The sequence below is a fragment of the Pseudarthrobacter sp. NIBRBAC000502772 genome (assembly GCF_006517235.1).
In the GTDB taxonomy this organism is placed as follows: Bacteria; Actinomycetota; Actinomycetes; order Actinomycetales; family Micrococcaceae; genus Arthrobacter.
This window is the reverse complement of record NZ_CP041188.1, coordinates 1,176,151-1,193,224: the sequence shown is the minus strand read 5'-3', so window position 1 is coordinate 1,193,224 and position 17,074 is coordinate 1,176,151. Positions and strand designations below refer to the sequence as shown.

At 66.4% G+C, this 17,074-nt stretch carries 18 protein-coding genes, 1 tRNA gene and 1 riboswitch; of the genes, 8 read left to right on the top strand and 11 right to left on the bottom strand.

Features of this window, described 5'->3' with window-relative positions; genetic code table 11:
- The first annotated feature begins 61 nt into the window (after positions 1-61).
- A riboswitch (cyclic di-AMP (ydaO/yuaA leader) is annotated at positions 62-238 on the top strand.
- A gap of 5 nt (positions 239-243) precedes the next feature.
- Positions 244-972 carry a hypothetical protein gene (locus NIBR502772_RS05630; RefSeq protein ID WP_141139412.1) on the top strand — a complete coding sequence of 243 codons (729 nt, stop codon included), beginning with the start codon at positions 244-246 and terminating at the stop codon, positions 970-972.
- An 87-nt stretch (positions 973-1,059) separates the two neighbouring features.
- On the opposite strand, the gene NIBR502772_RS05625 is transcribed toward NIBR502772_RS05630, so the two are convergent.
- From NIBR502772_RS05625 to NIBR502772_RS05610, 4 genes are all read right to left on the bottom strand, one after another.
- Positions 1,060-1,758, bottom strand: a complete 699-nt coding sequence (locus tag NIBR502772_RS05625; protein WP_141139411.1) for an HAD-IA family hydrolase — start codon at positions 1,756-1,758, stop codon at positions 1,060-1,062.
- Between the two features lie 57 nt (positions 1,759-1,815).
- A complete protein-coding gene (locus NIBR502772_RS05620) occupies positions 1,816-2,190 on the bottom strand; it encodes a VOC family protein (protein ID WP_141139410.1) in 375 nt (124 codons plus the stop codon).
- A gap of 61 nt (positions 2,191-2,251) precedes the next feature.
- Positions 2,252-2,887 (bottom strand): uracil phosphoribosyltransferase, encoded by a 636-nt coding sequence (gene upp, locus NIBR502772_RS05615; protein WP_056342624.1) that lies wholly within the window; start codon positions 2,885-2,887, stop codon positions 2,252-2,254.
- 42 nt (positions 2,888-2,929) lie between these two features.
- Positions 2,930-3,622, bottom strand: a complete 693-nt coding sequence (locus tag NIBR502772_RS05610; RefSeq protein WP_371706870.1) for a phosphatase PAP2 family protein — start codon at positions 3,620-3,622, stop codon at positions 2,930-2,932.
- 123 nt (positions 3,623-3,745) lie between these two features.
- Here NIBR502772_RS05610 and tadA point away from each other — a divergent pair, with 123 nt between their 5' ends.
- Entirely contained in the window at positions 3,746-4,252 is a 507-nt protein-coding gene (gene tadA, locus NIBR502772_RS05605) for a tRNA adenosine(34) deaminase TadA (RefSeq protein WP_141139409.1), read from the top strand.
- 66 nt (positions 4,253-4,318) lie between these two features.
- On the opposite strand, the gene NIBR502772_RS05600 is transcribed toward tadA, so the two are convergent.
- The 5 genes from NIBR502772_RS05600 to NIBR502772_RS05580 all read right to left on the bottom strand — a co-directional run bounded on the left by NIBR502772_RS05600 (position 4,319) and on the right by NIBR502772_RS05580 (position 10,088).
- Positions 4,319-5,587: a DNA glycosylase AlkZ-like family protein gene (locus tag NIBR502772_RS05600; RefSeq protein ID WP_141139408.1), complete on the bottom strand. Its 1,269-nt coding sequence runs from the start codon at positions 5,585-5,587 to the stop codon at positions 4,319-4,321.
- 3 nt (positions 5,588-5,590) lie between these two features.
- Positions 5,591-6,883, bottom strand: coding sequence for a glycosyltransferase family 4 protein (locus NIBR502772_RS05595; RefSeq protein ID WP_141139407.1), 1,293 nt, complete (start codon positions 6,881-6,883; stop codon positions 5,591-5,593).
- 4 nt (positions 6,884-6,887) lie between these two features.
- Positions 6,888-7,283, bottom strand: a complete 396-nt coding sequence (locus NIBR502772_RS05590) for a 6-carboxytetrahydropterin synthase (RefSeq protein ID WP_141139406.1) — start codon at positions 7,281-7,283, stop codon at positions 6,888-6,890.
- Positions 7,284-7,286: 3 nt separating this feature from the next.
- Positions 7,287-8,318 (bottom strand): zinc-binding alcohol dehydrogenase, encoded by a 1,032-nt coding sequence (locus NIBR502772_RS05585; RefSeq protein ID WP_141141956.1) that lies wholly within the window; start codon positions 8,316-8,318, stop codon positions 7,287-7,289.
- A gap of 195 nt (positions 8,319-8,513) precedes the next feature.
- Positions 8,514-10,088: an HNH endonuclease signature motif containing protein gene (locus NIBR502772_RS05580; RefSeq protein ID WP_141139405.1), complete on the bottom strand. Its 1,575-nt coding sequence runs from the start codon at positions 10,086-10,088 to the stop codon at positions 8,514-8,516.
- A gap of 229 nt (positions 10,089-10,317) precedes the next feature.
- On the opposite strand from NIBR502772_RS05580, the gene NIBR502772_RS05575 reads away from it, so the two are divergent.
- Positions 10,318-10,407: transfer RNA gene (locus tag NIBR502772_RS05575), tRNA-Ser, on the top strand.
- A 220-nt stretch (positions 10,408-10,627) separates the two neighbouring features.
- Here the strand turns inward: NIBR502772_RS05575 and NIBR502772_RS05565 are convergent.
- Positions 10,628-11,407 (bottom strand): type 1 glutamine amidotransferase domain-containing protein, encoded by a 780-nt coding sequence (locus NIBR502772_RS05565; protein WP_141139404.1) that lies wholly within the window; start codon positions 11,405-11,407, stop codon positions 10,628-10,630.
- 102 nt (positions 11,408-11,509) lie between these two features.
- Complete coding sequence (locus tag NIBR502772_RS05560; RefSeq protein WP_308292696.1) at positions 11,510-11,854, bottom strand: hypothetical protein; 345 nt, start codon at positions 11,852-11,854, stop codon at positions 11,510-11,512.
- Between the two features lie 419 nt (positions 11,855-12,273).
- On the opposite strand from NIBR502772_RS05560, the gene NIBR502772_RS05555 reads away from it, so the two are divergent.
- The 5 genes from NIBR502772_RS05555 to NIBR502772_RS05535 all read left to right on the top strand — a co-directional run bounded on the left by NIBR502772_RS05555 (position 12,274) and on the right by NIBR502772_RS05535 (position 17,058).
- The gene (locus NIBR502772_RS05555; protein ID WP_141139403.1) at positions 12,274-13,380 is read left to right on the top strand and encodes a nitronate monooxygenase family protein; all 1,107 of its coding nucleotides are present in this window, start codon (positions 12,274-12,276) and stop codon (positions 13,378-13,380) included.
- 70 nt (positions 13,381-13,450) lie between these two features.
- Positions 13,451-14,797, top strand: coding sequence for a hypothetical protein (locus NIBR502772_RS05550; RefSeq protein WP_141139402.1), 1,347 nt, complete (start codon positions 13,451-13,453; stop codon positions 14,795-14,797).
- A gap of 74 nt (positions 14,798-14,871) precedes the next feature.
- Positions 14,872-15,495: a hypothetical protein gene (locus NIBR502772_RS05545; RefSeq protein WP_141139401.1), complete on the top strand. Its 624-nt coding sequence runs from the start codon at positions 14,872-14,874 to the stop codon at positions 15,493-15,495.
- An 88-nt stretch (positions 15,496-15,583) separates the two neighbouring features.
- Positions 15,584-16,330 (top strand): YcnI family protein, encoded by a 747-nt coding sequence (locus NIBR502772_RS05540; RefSeq protein ID WP_141139400.1) that lies wholly within the window; start codon positions 15,584-15,586, stop codon positions 16,328-16,330.
- Positions 16,331-16,434: 104 nt separating this feature from the next.
- On the top strand, positions 16,435-17,058 hold the full coding sequence (locus NIBR502772_RS05535) for a DUF4232 domain-containing protein (RefSeq protein WP_141139399.1): 624 nt from the start codon (positions 16,435-16,437) through the stop codon (positions 17,056-17,058).
- Positions 17,059-17,074 lie beyond the last annotated feature (16 nt).

Genomic DNA, 17,074 nt, shown 5'->3' with positions numbered 1-17,074 from the left:
TGTGACTTAAGGTTCCAGCTCCTGTAGCGTCGATGACGTGTGGTTCCCGTTTGGGCCGCATATCCGGATGACGCCAAGCTCTGCCGCTTCCCGGATTCCGTTTTCAGAGGCAGAGGCGGGGGACCCACCGTCCCGGGCACCAAGTGCCCTTTGGGGTTAAGCCAACACGTGATTGTGCCGTGTGGCCGGATGCCCTCATCCGAACCCGACAGCTAACTCCGCAGGTGTGAGAGGCGATCCATCATGTCTGAATTCAAGGTACAAACGCGCCCGCAGGGCGACACAAAGTCCCACAGCCACCGCAAGCAGACGCGCTTCGGTGCAGCTATGTCCCCATTGTCCAAGGCCGCGCGGATTCCCTCCGTGGGCCAGCGCGTCGCGGTGTTCGCGACGGCGTGCGCCCTGCTGGTCGGCGTCAGCGCCGCGGCACACGCTTCCGAGTCTGCGTCGCTTGCGGCCAGCGCGGACCAGGCCGCCGAACAAGCCAGCGCCCAGTCGAAGCTGAGCTTCGAGACAGCCGAGATCCAGCCCCCGGCCTCCCCGGAAGCTGCGCCGGCCGAGATCAACGTCGCGCCCCAGGCCGCCGAACCGGCACCTGCCCCGGTCCCGGAGCCCGCTCCGGCTCCGGCCCCGGAACCTGCGCCCGCGCCTGTTGTGGCAGTCAACGACCCCGCAGGAGCGCAGGCCTACGCTGCCGGCCAGCTGGCGACGTACGGCTGGTCCGCTGACCAGATGCAGTGCCTGCAGACGCTGTGGACCAAGGAATCCGACTGGACCACCACGGCCACCAACGCCAGCAGCGGCGCGTACGGCATCGTCCAGTCATTGCCTGCTGAGAAGATGGCTAGCGCCGGCGCGGACTACATCACCAACTACCGCACGCAGATCAACTGGGGCCTGAACTACATCCAGGAGCGCTACCAGTCACCGTGCGGGGCGCTGAACTTCCACCTGTCGCACAACTGGTACTAGGCCGACCGAGCGGCGCCGGCGGCCGGCGTCGCTGAGCTGCGCCGGCGGATCACGAAAGTGATCCGCCGGCGTCAAAGCCGGAAAGAGTCAAAGCCGGAAAGAAATGAGCTGCCGTCCCGCGGCGTCCGTTTCCACGGAGGCCGTCACGGCACGGTAATCCGCGATATGCAGCACGCCTGCTGGCAATTCGCCCGCATTCGGACCCACGGCCACCGTCCGGATACCCGCAGCAACGCCTGCCGCGATTCCGGCGGGCGCATCCTCGAACACCACGGCGTCATCCGGTTTCACGCCCAGCAGCCCGGCGGCCATCAGATAGCCTTCCGGGTGCGGCTTGCCCCGTGTGACCAGGTCCGCCGTCACGGCCGTGGCCGGCATGTCCAGCCCGGCAGCGTCCATGCGGATGTCTGCCAGGGTCCTGTCCGCTGAAGTCACCAGCGCCACTGCCTGGGCCGGGAGGCTGCGAAGCAGGTCGGCAGCCCCCGGCAACGCGATGATACCGGCCGTCCGCACCCGTTCCATCGCACCCAGTTCCTCGGTGAGGGCCGCGACGTCCGCTCCCGCCGGCGCGAAACGGCGCACGGTATCGGCAGCCTGGACGCCGTGCGAAGTGCGCAGGATTTCGGCGATGTCCAGGCCGTACCGGGCCGCGAATTCTCCCCAGACCTCCTCCACTACTGCCGTGGAGTCCACCAGTGTGCCGTCCATATCGAAAAGGACGGCCCGGCAGGTCAGTGTTCGTGCGGCGGCAGGTGCTCGTGTGGCGGTAGGTGTGGGGATGTTCATGCTGCCTATTTTGCCTTAGGCGTTACCGGCTCAGGCGTCGCGACCCGGGCGCCGCCCTCAGGCGTCACGGCCCGGGATGTACTGCACCGCCCACTTGTTTCCGTCGGGATCCGCGAAGTAGACGAAGTGCCCCCAGTCCTGGATGTCGATGTCGCTGACCTCCACACCGTTGCCCTTGAGGTGGTCGTGGGCAGCCTGGATGTCGCTGACCACCATCTGCAGGCTTGGGGCTGTGCCCGGAGGGGCGTCATTGAGGCCCTCGCCAATACAAATGGAGCAGGCGGATCCCGGCGGGGTCAGCTGGACGAAGCGAATGCCATCCATGGGCCGCTCGTCGAAATCCGGGTTGAATCCGACTTTGTTGACGTAGAAATCCTTGGCCCGGTCCACGTCGGATACGGGCACAAAAACGAGTTCAAGTTTCCAGTCCATGCGCCACAGGCTAACGGCGGCGGCAGGAAAGCGGAAGACTTACATTCTGGAGCAGCCCGTACTAGCCGGCGATGCCGTACAGGCGGTCGCCGGCGTCGCCGAGCCCGGGAACGATGTAGGACTTCTCGTCGAGCCGTTCGTCAATGGAAGCCAGCACGATGGTCACGTTGGCCTCGGCCAGTTCCTCTTCGAGCTTGGCCAGGCCTTCCGGCGCGGCCAGGAGGCAAATGCACGTGACGTCTGAGGCGCCGCGCTTGAACAGGAACTTGATGGCTTCGCGCAGGGTTCCGCCGGTGGCAAGCATCGGATCCAGAACAAAGATCTGCCGGTCCGTCAGGTCCTCAGGGAGCCGCTCCGCGTACGTGATGATGTCCAGGGTTTCCTCATCGCGGGCCATGCCCAGGAAACCCACCTCAGCGGTGGGGACCAGCTTGGTCATGCCCTCGAGCATGCCGAGCCCGGCGCGCAGGATGGGAACCACCAGAGGCGTGGGCTTGGTGAAAGCGGTGCCCACTGTGGTGCTGACCGGCGTCTCGATGGTGACCGGCTGGGTGCGGACCTCACGGGTGGCTTCGTAGGCCAGGAGGGTCACCAGCTCTTCCGTCAACTGCCGGAAGACCGGTGACGGAGTGTTCTTGTCCCGCAGGACGGTGAGCTTATGGGCGACCAGCGGGTGGTCCACAACGAGAGTGCGCATGCGTCAAAACTATCACCCGCCCGGGCAGCGTCCGGCAGGGAATCAGCTCGACGGATCGTCCCGCAGGGCGGGGTGTTCGAACGTGGGTGCCGGGCCCGCGTGCTCGCGTTTGCGCAGCACATGGAACAGCCGGTGCGCCAGGATCACGATGCCCACCCAGGCAAGGCCCAGGAACCAGCCGGCCATCACATCCGTCAGCCAGTGGTGGCCCAGGAACACCCGGCTCAGGCCCATCGCGATGATGAAGATCACCCCGGCGGTGATGGCCGTGATGCGCGCCCAGAGCACTTCGAACTGGAGGCACATGACGTACACGAGCACACCGATCACCACCGTTGTATTCAGGGTGTGGCCGCTTGGGAACGACGGCGAAGTCTCGTACGGAGGGACAGCTTCGGCGTGGTCCGGGCGAGTGCGGCCCACCAGCCGCTTGCCCACCGTGGTGGCCAGCGTGGAGACGGCCGCGGCGCCGCCCACCAGGATGATGGGCCGCCAGGTCCGGCTCAGGAACGTGAGCCAGGCCGTAAGTATGCTTGCAAGGATGGGCATGCCGATGCCTCCGCCGATGTTGGTGAAAGCCGTCACCCCGGCATCCAGTGCGGGGTTCCGCAGGCCCTGGGACAGCTCCAGCGCGGGCAGGTCCAGGGCGGTCAGTCCCTCTTCATCCACCACGTTGTTGTAAACCTCGGCACCCAGGAGCGCCATGGTCACCACCAGCGCTCCCCCAACCAGCATGGTGATCCACAGCGCGGCGTACGGTTTGAACCATTGGCCCAGACGGTCCCTGAACGTGTCCACTATGCCTCCCCGGCGTTAATGCTTTGCAGGCTGGATATCCTTCGAAACTATCATTGAGCCATGGTCGCCGCAGAAAAGAACCACCTCGAATGGATGGGTCTTGCCCTGGACGAAGCCCGGCGCGCGCTGGCCACCGAGGACGTGCCGATCGGCGCCGTGGTGATTGGGCCCGACGGCGCCGTGCTGGGTTCCGGACGGAACCAGCGGGAAGAGCTGGGAGACCCCACTGCCCACGCAGAGATAGTGGCCATCCGGCAGGCGGCGGACCGGTTGCGTGCCTTATCCAAACTCGACGGCGGCACCGGGGACGGCTGGCGGCTGGCCGACTGCACGCTCGTGGTGACTCTGGAGCCGTGCGCCATGTGCGCCGGCGCCGTGGTCCTGGCCAGGATTCCCCGCGTGGTCTTCGGTGCCTGGGATGAGAAGGCCGGAGCGGCGGGCTCGGTATTCGATATCCTCCGCGAGCGCCGGCTCAACCACTGGGTTGAGGTCTACGGCGGCGTCCGGGAAGAGGAGTGCGGTGCGGTCCTCAGGGACTTCTTCGCAGCGCACCGCAGCCGGCTGTAACGGGTCGTAGGCGGGCTGCAATTCGTCTCGGGCCTGCTGTAGCGCTCTCACCTGCCTGCACGACCCTCAGCCTGCGGCATCCGGGGCGTCGATCCTGTCCTGGCGCGAGGCCGGCGAGTCCAGGCTAAACGAGCGGAAGTCCCCCAGTTCGTCCCGGATCCAGGCCTCTACCTCGGCGATGCGCCGGGATACTGCGGGCGTGGCCCCGCCAAAGAGCCAATAGGCAATCCGTGATTTCCCGGGATCGTATTGCCACAGCCCGATGATCCGGCCGCGGTCGAAGATCGGATGGTCCGGCAAGTCAGCCTGCAACGCCAACGTGGACCCCAGGACCTGCTTTCCCTTGTCCTCCTCGGCAAACAGCTCCCCTGAGTTCCTGCGGAGCAGGACCAATGAATCCGTGCCGGCCAGCAGCTGAATCTGTTCCTCCGCCGGCGCCTCGAACAACGCAAGCCGCCCGACGTCGTCGGGCATCATCCACAGCACCTCACCGTTGGCGGTGGGAACCTCCACCGCCCCAGTGGCGGCCAACGCTGCCTTCGTGTGGGCCAGGGTGAATCCGGTGAACCATTGCGACTGCTTGACCGTGGCACCGCCAGTCCAGCCAAGATAGCGCTGCAGTAGGAGGCTGCGGGCGGCGTCGTCCTCCATGGCGGTGGGCGGCAAACCCCACAGCGTGTAGGCGTAGCGCTGCTGATCCAGCCGGCCGTTGGCGGGCACGCGCCGGATCCGTCCGTCCGCCTGGAGGAGGCCCAAGGCCGTGGGCAACGTGGTGGCGGCGCCCTTCTTTTTGCCCTCCTCGCCGAGGTTCCGGACCGAATCGCCCAGGAGATCCTTGAGCTGTTTGGGGTCCAGCGGGTTGCCGGCCTCGGCCAGGGCGTGGAGGATCTCCTCCTCCAGCAGCGTGATCTCGCCGCGCTCGACGCCCATTCTCGCCAGCACACGGAACGGCGCCACGGCGGCGTCCCGGCCGATCTGGAGGCCCCACGCAAAGTCATCCTGTCCCAGCACATAGGTGCAGCCACGGGCGGTGGGCAGCTCATGGATTTTCAGCGACAGGACGTCAGCGTCCGCCTGCGCGCGGCTAGTGCCGGCGCGGGCAAAGAGCGTGAGGTACGGGTTGGCGCCGCCCACGGAACGGGCCCAGCCGGCTCTGCTAAACACGTCGGCGGCATCCGCGCCCTGGAGTGTGCCGTCGAGGCCCTGCTTGTGCCAGGCCCATGCCCTGAGGAGCTCTGGGGTGAGCACCTGCGGATCCGGGGCATCTTGGCTCAGGGCTTTGGGGGTCACGGCCTGTTGGGTCAATACGGCGGCGGAGGTCGGGAGCGTGGTCATGGCTTATTGTCCACCGGCCGTACCCGCAGCGGTAGGCATCCCCGCGGCGGGGGTTTCTTCAGGAGGCGTTTTGGCAGCAGGCGTTTTGGCAGCAGGCGTTTTGGCAGGAGGCGTTTTGGCAGGCACGCCGAGGATTTCCAGGACGTTCCGGGCGGTGGAGTCCCAGCCGGGCAGCTGTTCCCGTGCCGCCAGGGCAGCGGCACGCCAGCCGGCTCGGAGGGATTCGTCCACCAGCCACTGCCGGATCACGGCAGCGAGCACGTCCGCGTGGTGGTCTTCAGGTCCGTTGCCACGAGGTGCGTCGCCTTCGGGTCCGGCGAGTCCGACGGCGGCACCTGGCACGGCATATGTCCCGCCATCACGTTCACCACCACGCTCGCCGTCCGGTTTTCCCGCGAGCCTGCCAACTCGTTGCGCGAGCCTGCCGGCGAGTCTTCCGGCGAGGCCCAGGGCGTCCACGGCGCCGGTCCCCTCCCGCACGATGACGGGAATCCCGTGGGCCAGCGATTCCGTCACCACAAGCCCAAAGGCTTCGGCCCGGGACACAAGAAGGCTCAGGTCCGTCCGGCTCCACTCGTCCGCCAGTTCGGTCCCGGCGAGCTGGCCGGTCACGCGCACCCTGTCCTCCATTCCAAGGGAGGCAATGGCTGCCCGGACCTGTGCCGCATAGGCGGGATCGGCGTCGTCCGTTCCCACCAGCGACGCTGTCCAGGCGAGGTCCCGGAGCCGGGACAGCGCGGCCACGGTCAGCAACTGGTCCTTGTTGGGCAGCAGCGCGGCCACCGCAATGATGTGGGGCGGGGCCGAACCTGACGCCACCGGTGCCGTGTCCGTCCCGGGCAGGACAACCCGGCTGGCGCGGAGCCCGTGCTTTTCTGCGGCCGAGGCCGCTGCGGACGAACTGGTGCAGATCACTCCGGCGGCCGCCCGCAGTGCCCGCCCTTCGCCGGAAGGGTGGCTGGGCGACGGCATGTGCTGCAGGACCCACGGGTGTTGTCCGGCGGCCGCGGCGTACTCCAGTTCGCCAGGCGCACCGCACGCAATCAGCCCGTCCACGAGGGTGACCGTTTCCGGGGTGATGTCCGACTGCGATGAGTCCGGCCTTGGGTCCCAGGCGCCCAGCAGGCCGCCCAGCCGCCGTCGGTCCCTAGCGCTGGCGTCAGGCCACGAACCTTCCACCGCCAGCATCTCCACGGCAACCCCCAACGATCTCAGGCCTTGGGTGAGCCGCGCGTTGTAGACGTTGCCGCCGGAGTTGTGGCGGATGTTGGCGGGGACCAGGAACCTGACCAGCATGGGATCAGGCGGACAGGTCGAGGGTGTAGGTGGCCCACGCGTCCGGATTTTCGCGCAGGGTGACGTCGATCCCCGCGAGCTCGCGGCCGTCGTCGTCATCCGTGAGCTTGGCTGCGACGGCGCGGGCGATGTATTCCGCGAGCGCCTCGGTGGTGCTGAGCTTGCCTTCGAAGTCCGGGTGTTCGTCCAGGTTTTTGTAGTTGAGGCCGGACAGCACGTTCTCGATGATGCCGCCGGCGGCTCCGATGTCCAGGACGATCGAGTCCGGGTTCAGCGCACGACGGCGGAACGTCGCCTCCGCCACGAACGTCGCCCCGTGGAGGGCCTGGGCCGGGCCAAAGGCCTCCCGCGGGAGGCTGTGGGCGATCATAAAGTGGCGTCGGACGGTCAGGCTGAACACGGGCTATTTCCTGTCTTTGGGGTTGGCGTCCGCGGGGCTGTCTGCGTTGGGGTATTCGATCACATGGCACAGGGCTTCGAGCGTGCCGTCGGCTAGGTTCTGCACCACGGCCGGCAGGTCCGTGAACGGGGAGGCACCCGTGAGGAAGGCATCGAAGACCGGGTCCTTGAGGAGCTCAACAGCCAATTCCAGGCGCTCGGCCGTGGTCCGGCGGTGCCGCCGTGCCCGGGCAACCACGCCCACCTGGCTGGCCCGGATGGAGAGCCTGCGTGCGTGAAAATCTTCACCCAGCGGAAGCGTGACCTTGCGGTTGGCGTACCAGGACATCTCGATGATCTCCCCCTCATCGCCGGCCAGCTGCAGGCTGCGTTCGAGGCCTTCCTGGGAAGCGGAGCAGTGGAACACGATGTCACAGTCGGGTTTGGCATCATCCGGGCGGGTGAACTCCACGCCGAGCCTGTCCGCCAACTGTTTGCGTTCCGGGTCCACGTCCACGAGTTGCAGGCGGGCCAGCGGGAAAGTCCGCAGCAGTGCAGCCACCATGCCACCCACCAGGCCCGCGCCGACGACGGCGATCCGGTCGCCCAGCCTCGGTCCGGCTTCCCAGAGGGCGTTGACGGCGGTTTCCACGGTGCCGGTGAGGACGGCGCGGCGGGCGGGGACGCCGTCGGGAATCCTGGTGAGGGCGTCGGTGGAAATGACGTAGCGGTCCTGGTGTGGATTGAGGCAGAAGACTTTCTGGCCCGCCCAGCCTTCGGGCCCCACCTCCACAACGCCCACCGAGAGATATCCGAACTTCACGGGCGACGGGAAGGTACCCTCCTGGTGCGGGGCGCGCATTTCCGCAGCCACTCGGGGCGGGACGGAGCCTTTGTGCACCACAATTTCCGTGCCCTTGCTGATGCCTGAATACAGCGTGCGGACCAAGGCTTCGCCGGGCCCGGGAGCGGGCAGGGCCTCGTTGCGGAGCTCGCCGTGTTCCGGGCCCGTGGTCCAGTATGCGGTCGCCTGCGCTTCTTTGCGTGACTTGGTCATCTTGCTCATGAATCTAGTCCGCCGGGGCTCTCCGCGACACCCGCCCGGCGCGAACGAACACTTGCGGCCCTTGAAATCGGGGTCATAACTGTCCGTTCGCTCCGTTGATGAGAGGAGAGCCTGATGGCAGAGAAGCCGAATTCTGCCCGTCTTGGCCCTGCCAGTGCCCTAACCCTGCCCACGTTGGCCCTGCCGTCACTTGGCGCTGGCGTCGCTTGGCGCTGGCGGCCGGACAGTGCTGTGGGCAGTGAAGTCCCAGTTCGGATAGGGGTCTTCGGGCATTGGCCCGTCCGGCAGCGCCTCGTCTGGGACGATGTCGTCCGATGGCAGCCCACAGTCGGGCAGTTCATTGCCGGGTAGAGGAAGGCCGGACGGTTGAGGCTCCGAAACAGGATCATCCGGCCAGGGTTTTGGCCACTGCGGTGGTTCCCAGTCGGGGTGTTCGCTTTGGTAGTGCCGTCCGGTGGGTGATATCCAGCTTGGCGGTTCATTCTTGGTGGCGGTGGTGGGTTTCCACCCGGTGATGTGTCTGAGTCGGTGGTGCTTGCGGCATGGCTGGCCGAGATTTGAAATGCCGGTGCTGCCTCCTTTGGCCCAGGCGAGGAGGTGGTCGGCCTCGTTGTCGAGGGAGTGGTTGCTGCAGCCGGGGAACGGGCACTTCCCGTCGCGAAGTCTGAGCCATTGGCGTTGGGCTTTGGTGAGCCGGTAGCTGGTCCGCCCGATCTCGAGCGGTGCGCCGTCGCGGGGGTCGATGAGGACGCGGTGGAAGGATTCGGCGCCGTCGGCGATCAGGTGGCGGGCCATGGACGGCGGGATCGGGCCGTATCCGTCGAGCATGGCGGGTTCGTCGGTCTGGCCCAGCAGCGCCATGACCGGGACCGTGATCAACACCTGCGCCCGCGGTGACGGAACACCAGCAGCCACGCTGCCGCCGTCCATATCTGTCTGGTCACCGGTTCCGCCGAGGAGCCAGGTGGCGGCGGTGTCGGCGCGGAGCTGGCTGAGGTTCCGGTCCTCATGAGGCCCTTGGAGGGCACGGGCTGCGGTGGTGGTGCGGTTCCAGATCGCGGCCGCCTGGTCGGCGGGGAGGTAGGCGGAGAGCCAGGCCATGCCGTCGCGGTCCGGGGCGTATTCCAGGCGTCGGTCGGCTGCGCTCTTGATGTGGCGTTTTTCGATGCTGACCGGGTGGTGGCGCTCCCGCCACGTCCGGGCCTTGTGCCGGAACCTTCCGGGGATGAGCTCGCCGGCCGGGCCACGTGCCGGATTCACCACGTGAGGGTCCAGGAAATGTGCCTCGAGGGCCTGGGCGCCGGCAGGGTCCAAGTTCACGGTTTCATCGACCATGATCCGGGCGTGCTGCCACGAAATCGTCCCGGCCTGCAGCGCGGAGAACGTCAGGGGCAGCCTGGTGGTGAGTTGGTGGGCCTCGGCCAACAGCGCCCCAGCGGACCGTTCGCTCACTGTTAGGACGCACGCGACCTCCGCGACTACGGCCATCTCTTGCCCTGTGTTGTCCTCTGGTGACGTGGCCGGACCCGCCAGGGCTTGGGCAGCGTCGTCATAGTCGGCGACCGCCTGGACTTTCAGGGCCGCCATCTTCGCCTCCCCGCGGGCCACGGCAGCCAGCGTCTGCAGGGCGAGCTCGGACCTCCGATGCAGCGGGTCAGCACACGGATCCGGGGCTTCGACAGCCTCACGGAGCACCACAGCAAGCGCAGCGAAGGACACCGACAGGGCCTCCGCCGTCTCTACAGCCGCTCTGCTATCCATACTCAAATCATCCCCGGGGGTGTGACAATAACGGCGAGGCTGAAGGGCTATGTGCATAACTCTGATCACCCGAACCTCAAGGTTGCCATCCGAACCGACAGCGGCGACGCTGCACGGCCCATGGTGTCCTCGGACGCTGGCGTGGGCATAGATGTCCCTTTGCACCATCCGGGGCTGAATGCCTGCCGTTTTGTGGATGGGCGGTATGCTCCGGTAACCTATTCAGGTTGGTGACGTGTCCGAGCGGCCGAAGGTGCAACACTCGAAATGTTGTTTGGTGTCAAAGCCAACGTGGGTTCAAATCCCACCGTCACCGCCAATTGGCAAGGCCCCTGCTTCCCTTCATAAACAAAGGGAAGCGGGGGTTTTGTTTTGCCGCAAGCTTGGCCCCTTGATTTGTTGAGGTGGCCGTACATCGTGGAGCGCGGAACCTGAAGCAGGTCGGCGATGCGTTGGACAGTATGGTCGCCGGCGCACGTACGGCTGCTGGCGGCCGCCCCGTCGCGGGGCGGCCGCCAGTTTCAGTGCCCCTGCGGGCGTTAGTGCTCGGTACCTGCCGCAGCAGCCTTCTTGGCGCTCTTCTCGGCGTCCTTTTCGGCGCGCAGCGCCTCCGCCTCGTGCTGTTCCTCGGCTTTTTCCTGGTGGATGACCTCTGCCAGGAGCTTCTCCATCTCCTTGGCCACGCCAGCGGCTGAGGCCGGGTTCTGGCCGGTCACCAGCCGGTCGTCGACCACCACCATTTCCTCAAAGACACCAGCGGAGACATGGGTGGCACCCTGTTCCTCAAGCCGGTCTGCCAGAAAGAACGGGATGACCTTGTCCTTCCCTGCGGCAACCTCCTCGTCGTTGGTGAAGGCAGCGACCTTCCTGCCCTCGACCAGCCGAAAGCCGTTGGCCAACTCGACGTTCAGCAGTCCGGCCGGCCCGTGACAGACAGCGCCCACCACGCCGCCGGCGTTGTAGACGCTGGCTACGAGGTTCTGCAAGCCTTCGCTGTCCGGGAAGTCCCACATGGTGCCGTGCCCTCCCACGAGGAAGACGGCGTCGTACTGGTCGGGATCAACGACGTCGACGCGGGCAGTGTTGTAGAGACCGGCGCGCGTGGTCTCGTCCTCCGTGAAGGCGACCTGGATGGGATCTTTTGAGTCCACCTCGTCGCGCGGGGGCTGGCCGCCCTGGATGGACGCGAAGTCGACGAAATGCCCTGAATCCTTGAAGACCTTCCAGGGATGTGCAGCCTCGGCCACGTTATACCCGGTCTTTTCTCCGGTATCGCCGATCTCGGAAACGCTGGTCAGTACCATGAGGATTTTCTTCATGAAGTGCTCCTTCCGTCTGACTTCCACCCTACGCCTAGCCACATTCGGGCCCTCCCTGCCCGTCTTGGACGATGGGAGGGTCGTCGGCGGACAGCTCCTCCGTCAGAGCTTGTCCGTCCTGTCATCGCCCTTGTGCCCGCCGCGCAGGTTTTCCTGGACCTTGCCGAAGAGGTCCTTGATGGTGGACTCGGTATTGGTGAGCATGTCCGGCTGCAGGTAGACGTGCTGACTGCCCGGGAGGCTGTAGCTGGACTGCAGGCCGCCACTTCCTTCGACGCCCTGCAGTGCGATGGTCACGCCGCCTTCCTTGCGCGCAATGGCCGCGATTTTTCCGAACACCAGCGTGAATTCGTCTGGCTCAAAACTGACGGTCTGACCCACGTGGGTCCTGTTGAGTTCGCTGGCCGGGGTGGCTTTTTCGTTGCCAGTTCCTGAGTAGTTCATCATGTGCTCCCTGACGTGGTTGGCGACTTACGCCAGCAGTCTAGCCCCGCCCCAATGTCGCGGTACATGGTCCTACTGGATGCCTGCACAAACGGGTGCGGCAACCGTGGTCACATCCTCCATTGAGCAGACCAGTGCCCTTCGGGTTGGATGAATTGGACCGGCATACCTGACCGGCACCCGATCTTTAAGGACCAACCGTGACTTCGATGACGAATCGCGCCAATGGGCGGACGCAGACTCTTCCAGGTCTGCGAAGACCTCGAAATCCCCTGGAGCCAGCCGTGACCGAAACCTGCCCCGACGACTGCCATTACTGCTCAGGCCCGGAGACAGACTGAACCCAGCCACAGGTTGGGCAGCGGCCGCCAGCCCTGCGAGACTGGTCCTGAAGCCGACGTCGATCTGCCAGGAGCCACCGCATGACTCTCAAGAACAGCACTTCAGCCAGCTCAAACCGCATCACCGAGTTGTTCGGCACGGACGTTCCGGTGGTGCTGGGCCCTTTCGGTGGCGTCTCTTCCGTGGAGCTGACAGCAGCCGTGAGCGACGGCGGCGGGCTGGGTTCCTACGGCCTCTACGGTTACGGTGCCGACGCCATTCGGAACACAGCTGCCGAGCTCAAGAAGGCAACGGCGAAGCCGTTCGCCCTCAACCTCTGGATTCCCACCGGCGACGAAACCACTTCGCTCCCCCAGCCGGATTTCGACCACTACGTCGGGACCCTGAAGACGTACTTTGACGAACTGGGCCTGCCGCTTCCGCTCATGCCGGACCGCTACCTGCCCGACTACGACGAGCAGGTGGAGGCAACCCTGGAGGCGGGTCCCGCCGTCGTCAGCTTTGTGTTCGGTGTGCCCGCGCCGGAACTGGTTGAGGCGGCGCAGGGGCGTGGAATCGTGGTGGTGGGAACTGCCACCACAGTCGCGGAAGCCGTTGCCCTGGAAGCAGGCGGCGTGGATGCCGTGGTTGCCAGCGGCATGGAATCCGGCGGCCACCGCGTCTCGTTCCTGAAGCCCGCGGAGGAGTCCCTGATCGGAACCTTCGCATTGGTTCCGCAGGTGGTTGACGCCATCGGAATTCCGGTCATCGCCGCCGGCGGCATTGCGGACCGCCGCGGCTACGCTGCTGCACGAGCCCTCGGCGCCGACGCGGTCCAGGTGGGCTCGGCGTTCCTGGCCACCCGCGAATCCGCGGCCGTGCCTGCCTACCGGGCCATCCTCCACAGCCCGGCCGCGCGGGAAACAGTGCTGACACGAGCCCTCAGCGGACGGCTTGCCCGCGGCATCCCCAACCGCATCATCGCCGAACTGTCAGAGGCCAAACTGGTGGCGGGTGGACTCTCGGAAGCCGGAATAGCCCCGTTCCCCGTCCAGAACTGGCTCACCGGCCGCTTCCGCCCACAGGCAGCCGCCCGTGGAAACACGGAGCTTATGTCGCTGTGGGCGGGGCAGGCCACACCGCTGATCCGGCATGACTCCGCCGCTGATGTCCTGTCGGAACTGCTAGCCGGCGGGTCGGCTTTGTAAGCTCGATACATCCGCGGTTATCCCAGCCATCGAATGTGGGACGATCGCCCGTTGACACCGGAGGCAATCCTTGACCAAAAAGACCGGCAAATCCAAGAGCAGAAACAAGGACCGGCGGCACCTCAAGGCGGTACCTTCGGCCCCCAAGATGCCGCTGCAGCTGGTCCTGAACCATCGGGTGATTGATTCGATGGCTCTTGACTTCATTCAATGGCATGCGACGGAAGACCCTGATCCTGCCGGCGCCTTCGAGTGCCTCGAACTGGTCAAGCTCTTCCTCACGGCCCAGCACGCCATCCACGGTTCGAGTTCGGCCACCGCTATCGACAGTGAAGGCGTGGAGCAAGCGGCCGGCGCCATTGCGGCGTCGTTGGACCCCGACGACATGGATGAGGCCTTCGACGACATCTACTTCGCCCTTCACTCGTACATCCATTTCCTGAAAGGGACCGGCCGATGGACCGGCACGGACGCCGACTTCGAGGAACTCCATTCAGCGCTCGGGACCGGCATCGCGGCGGCAGTCCCGCAACTGCCGGTTATCCAGGTACCTGACCTCACCGACGACCACCAGGAGGCTGCCTTCAGTGCCATGCCGCTGATCCAACATGCCACCTCCCTGCTGGACTGGATCGGAACCGGCAAGGAAATCACCAGCACGGGTGCCCTGCGGCTTAAGGACATCGAGCCGGCAGCCGCAGCCGTAGGAGTACATGCCCGCGGAAAGCGGGCCGCGAGCCGGACCCTCCCACTTTTCGATCTGGAAACTGCCGAGAGCCGGCCCAAAACGTTGCTGGAAGTCGGAACCATGCACGACGTACCGGTGCTCCGCGAGATCTGGTCAGCCCTGGTGGGGGCAAACCTGATCAGGCTCGGAGCCACCAAAGCCGTTCCCGGCCCGGAAGTGGCCGCCTGGAACAGCACGAATACTGAGGCACGGCTGGACATCCGCCGGATGCTGTCGGTGGTCCTTTTGGTCGGAGTGCTCACCGACGAGGACCAGGTGTGGGACCAGGAAGCGGTAGCCGGGACACTGCTGGCCGTCCTCACCTATGGCACCACCGATGAACCGATGCCCGTGGCGGAACTCGAACGGATGGCGTCGCCGGACCTTGAGGGCGCCTTGCTTCAGGACATAGACCTTGAAGACACGGAACTCGAAGAAACGGGCCTCGAAGAGATCTACGCGTCGTTCGCGGCCCTGAAGGCACAGCAGAAGCTGACCCTTCTCGCCGAACTCGGATTGGTGGAGGCGGCGGCCGATTACCGCGTTCCCCCGGTCGCCATCCAGTGCCTCGACCTGGCCATGGGTTTCTTGAAGTTGCCAGCCGAGCCATCCGAAACGACAGAATATCCGTCCAACGTGATCGCGCTGCACGGACCGTCACACACCGGTGGCCCGCCCAAAGGCCGGTAGAATCTGAACGTCGCCGAAGACCACTGGAAGAACGCGACCGAAAACGTCACCGGCGACCGAAATAAGGAGGATCCGTGCGCACCAACCACGCCCGGCCACCCTTCCATTTCCTTCGCGCCGCGTCCCTCTCCACGGGGGTCCTGACTCTTGCCGCCGGCGCCCACGTGGCCGGCGGCGGCGACCTTCCCGCCCCAGGCATCATGTTGGCGGTGCTCGCACTGACAGTGCTGGCAGCCACCTCCGCCACGAGGCTGCGGCTCAATTTTCCAGCTCTGCTCGGCGTCCTCGGCGCGGGCCAGTTCATCCTGCACGACGCCTTCACGGCTTTCAGTTCCTCAGGTACCGCTGTGAGCACTGCTGCCCCCGGGCTCCATAACGCCCACCTGTCCGGCGCCGCCGCCCCCGCCATCGCGTCCGTCGGACACGTCCACGATTCCGGCTCAGCGGGGATCCTGATGCTCCTGACCCACGCACTCGCCACCGGCGCGTGCGCCCTCCTGCTTGCCAAGGGCGAGGCCGCGCTGTGGGCACTGGCCGCGTGGCTGAGGCCCCTCGTCCGGCTCCCCGAAGCAGTAACGCCCGACGCCGGCACACCGCGTGCGGCGCCCGGCCCTCCAGCGGTTCTCCCCCTCCGCCCCTGGCGGAACCTCAGGCAACACAGCCGACGCGGCCCGCCTTCCGCCGTCGTACTTTCCTGACTCCGCCCGCACCGCACTTCCGCAGGCCGCGGGCCCCACCCCGTACTTCCGCACGCCCCCATCCGGCGTGCGACCGAAAGGCAACCCCATGACCACTACATTCCTTCGCCGCACCCTCACCACTGCGGCAGCCACCGGCGGCGCAGCCGTCCTGATCCTGACCGCAGCAGCAGGGGCGTCCGCCCACGTCGCCGTCAAGCCGGACAAGACTGACGCCAACTCGTATGCCCTGCTGACCTTCGGTATTCCGCACGGCTGCGAGGAGTCCGGCACCACCAAGGTGGCCATCACCCTCCCGGCCGAACTCAACGACGCCCAGCCCACGGTGAACCCCAACTGGACCGTGGAAAAGGTGACCGAACAGCTCGCCGAGCCGAAAAAACTGGCCGACGGCACGTCCATCACCAAGCGCACCAGCCAGATTGTGTACACGGCAAAAGCCCCGCTGGAGCATGAGCTTCGCGATGCCCTGGTGCTGTCGGTCAAGCTGCCTGACGCGGCCGGCTCCACGCTGTACTTCCCCACGCTGCAGTCGTGCGAAACGGGGCAGACTGACTGGTCGGAGATCGCCAAGGACGGCCAGGACCCGCATTCGCTGAAGGCGCCGGCGCCTTCCATCACCATCACCGAGCCGGCCAGCGCAGACGGCCACGGCGCTGCTTCCGCGGCGCACACCACCGAAACCCCGGCCACCGAGCAAGCAGCCGCCGTGACCGACAGCGGCGCGGACGCCCGCAGCTGGGCGGGGCTTGCCGCCGGCCTCGGCGGACTCGCCCTGGGCGGGGTGGCCTTCGCGCGCAGCAACTCAAAGCGCCGGCAGGACTCCGCCACGTAACATCGCGGGATTTGATGCCCGGATGATCACGATCCGGGCATCAAATCCTCCCGATGGCCCGTGGCATCGTTGACTCCCGTCACAGCAGCAACAAAGGTTATGCCATGACGTCTCTGCGCATTTCCCAAGGGTTTGTTTTTACGACGGCGGTCGCGGCGGCGGCGCTGATGCTCACCGCCTGCGGACCGGGCCAGCCGCAGACGCAGGGGACGACGACGCCGGGGACCAACTCCGCCAGCCCGTCCACCACGCCGGCGTCTCCGGGCGCGTCCCAGTCGCCGTCGTCGTCCGCCGCAACTCCGGCCGGTCCCGCGCTCTGCAAAGCGGCCACCCTGTCGGCGGCTACCGATGCGTCCGGCGGGGGCGCGGCGGGCAGCGTCTACATGAAGCTGAACCTCACGAATACGGGCACGGCGCCCTGCCTGCTCAAGGGCTACCCGGGGGTATCGCTGACCGCCAACGCCGACGGTGCACCGATCGGCGCGGCGGCGACCCGCGACGAAACCACCCCCGTCGCGGACGTCCTGCTGGCGCCGGGCCAGGCCGGAACCGCCGTGCTCCGCTACACCCAGGCCGCGAATTACAGCGACTGCACGCTGACGGACGCGGCCGGTTACCGCATCTACCCGCCGGAGGACACAGCATCCTTGTTCCTGCCGCAGCCCACCAGCGCGTGCAGCAACGCGAACATCACGCTCCTGAGCGTTGGAGCCTTCCAGCCGGCCTGATGCTCAAGGCCCGACG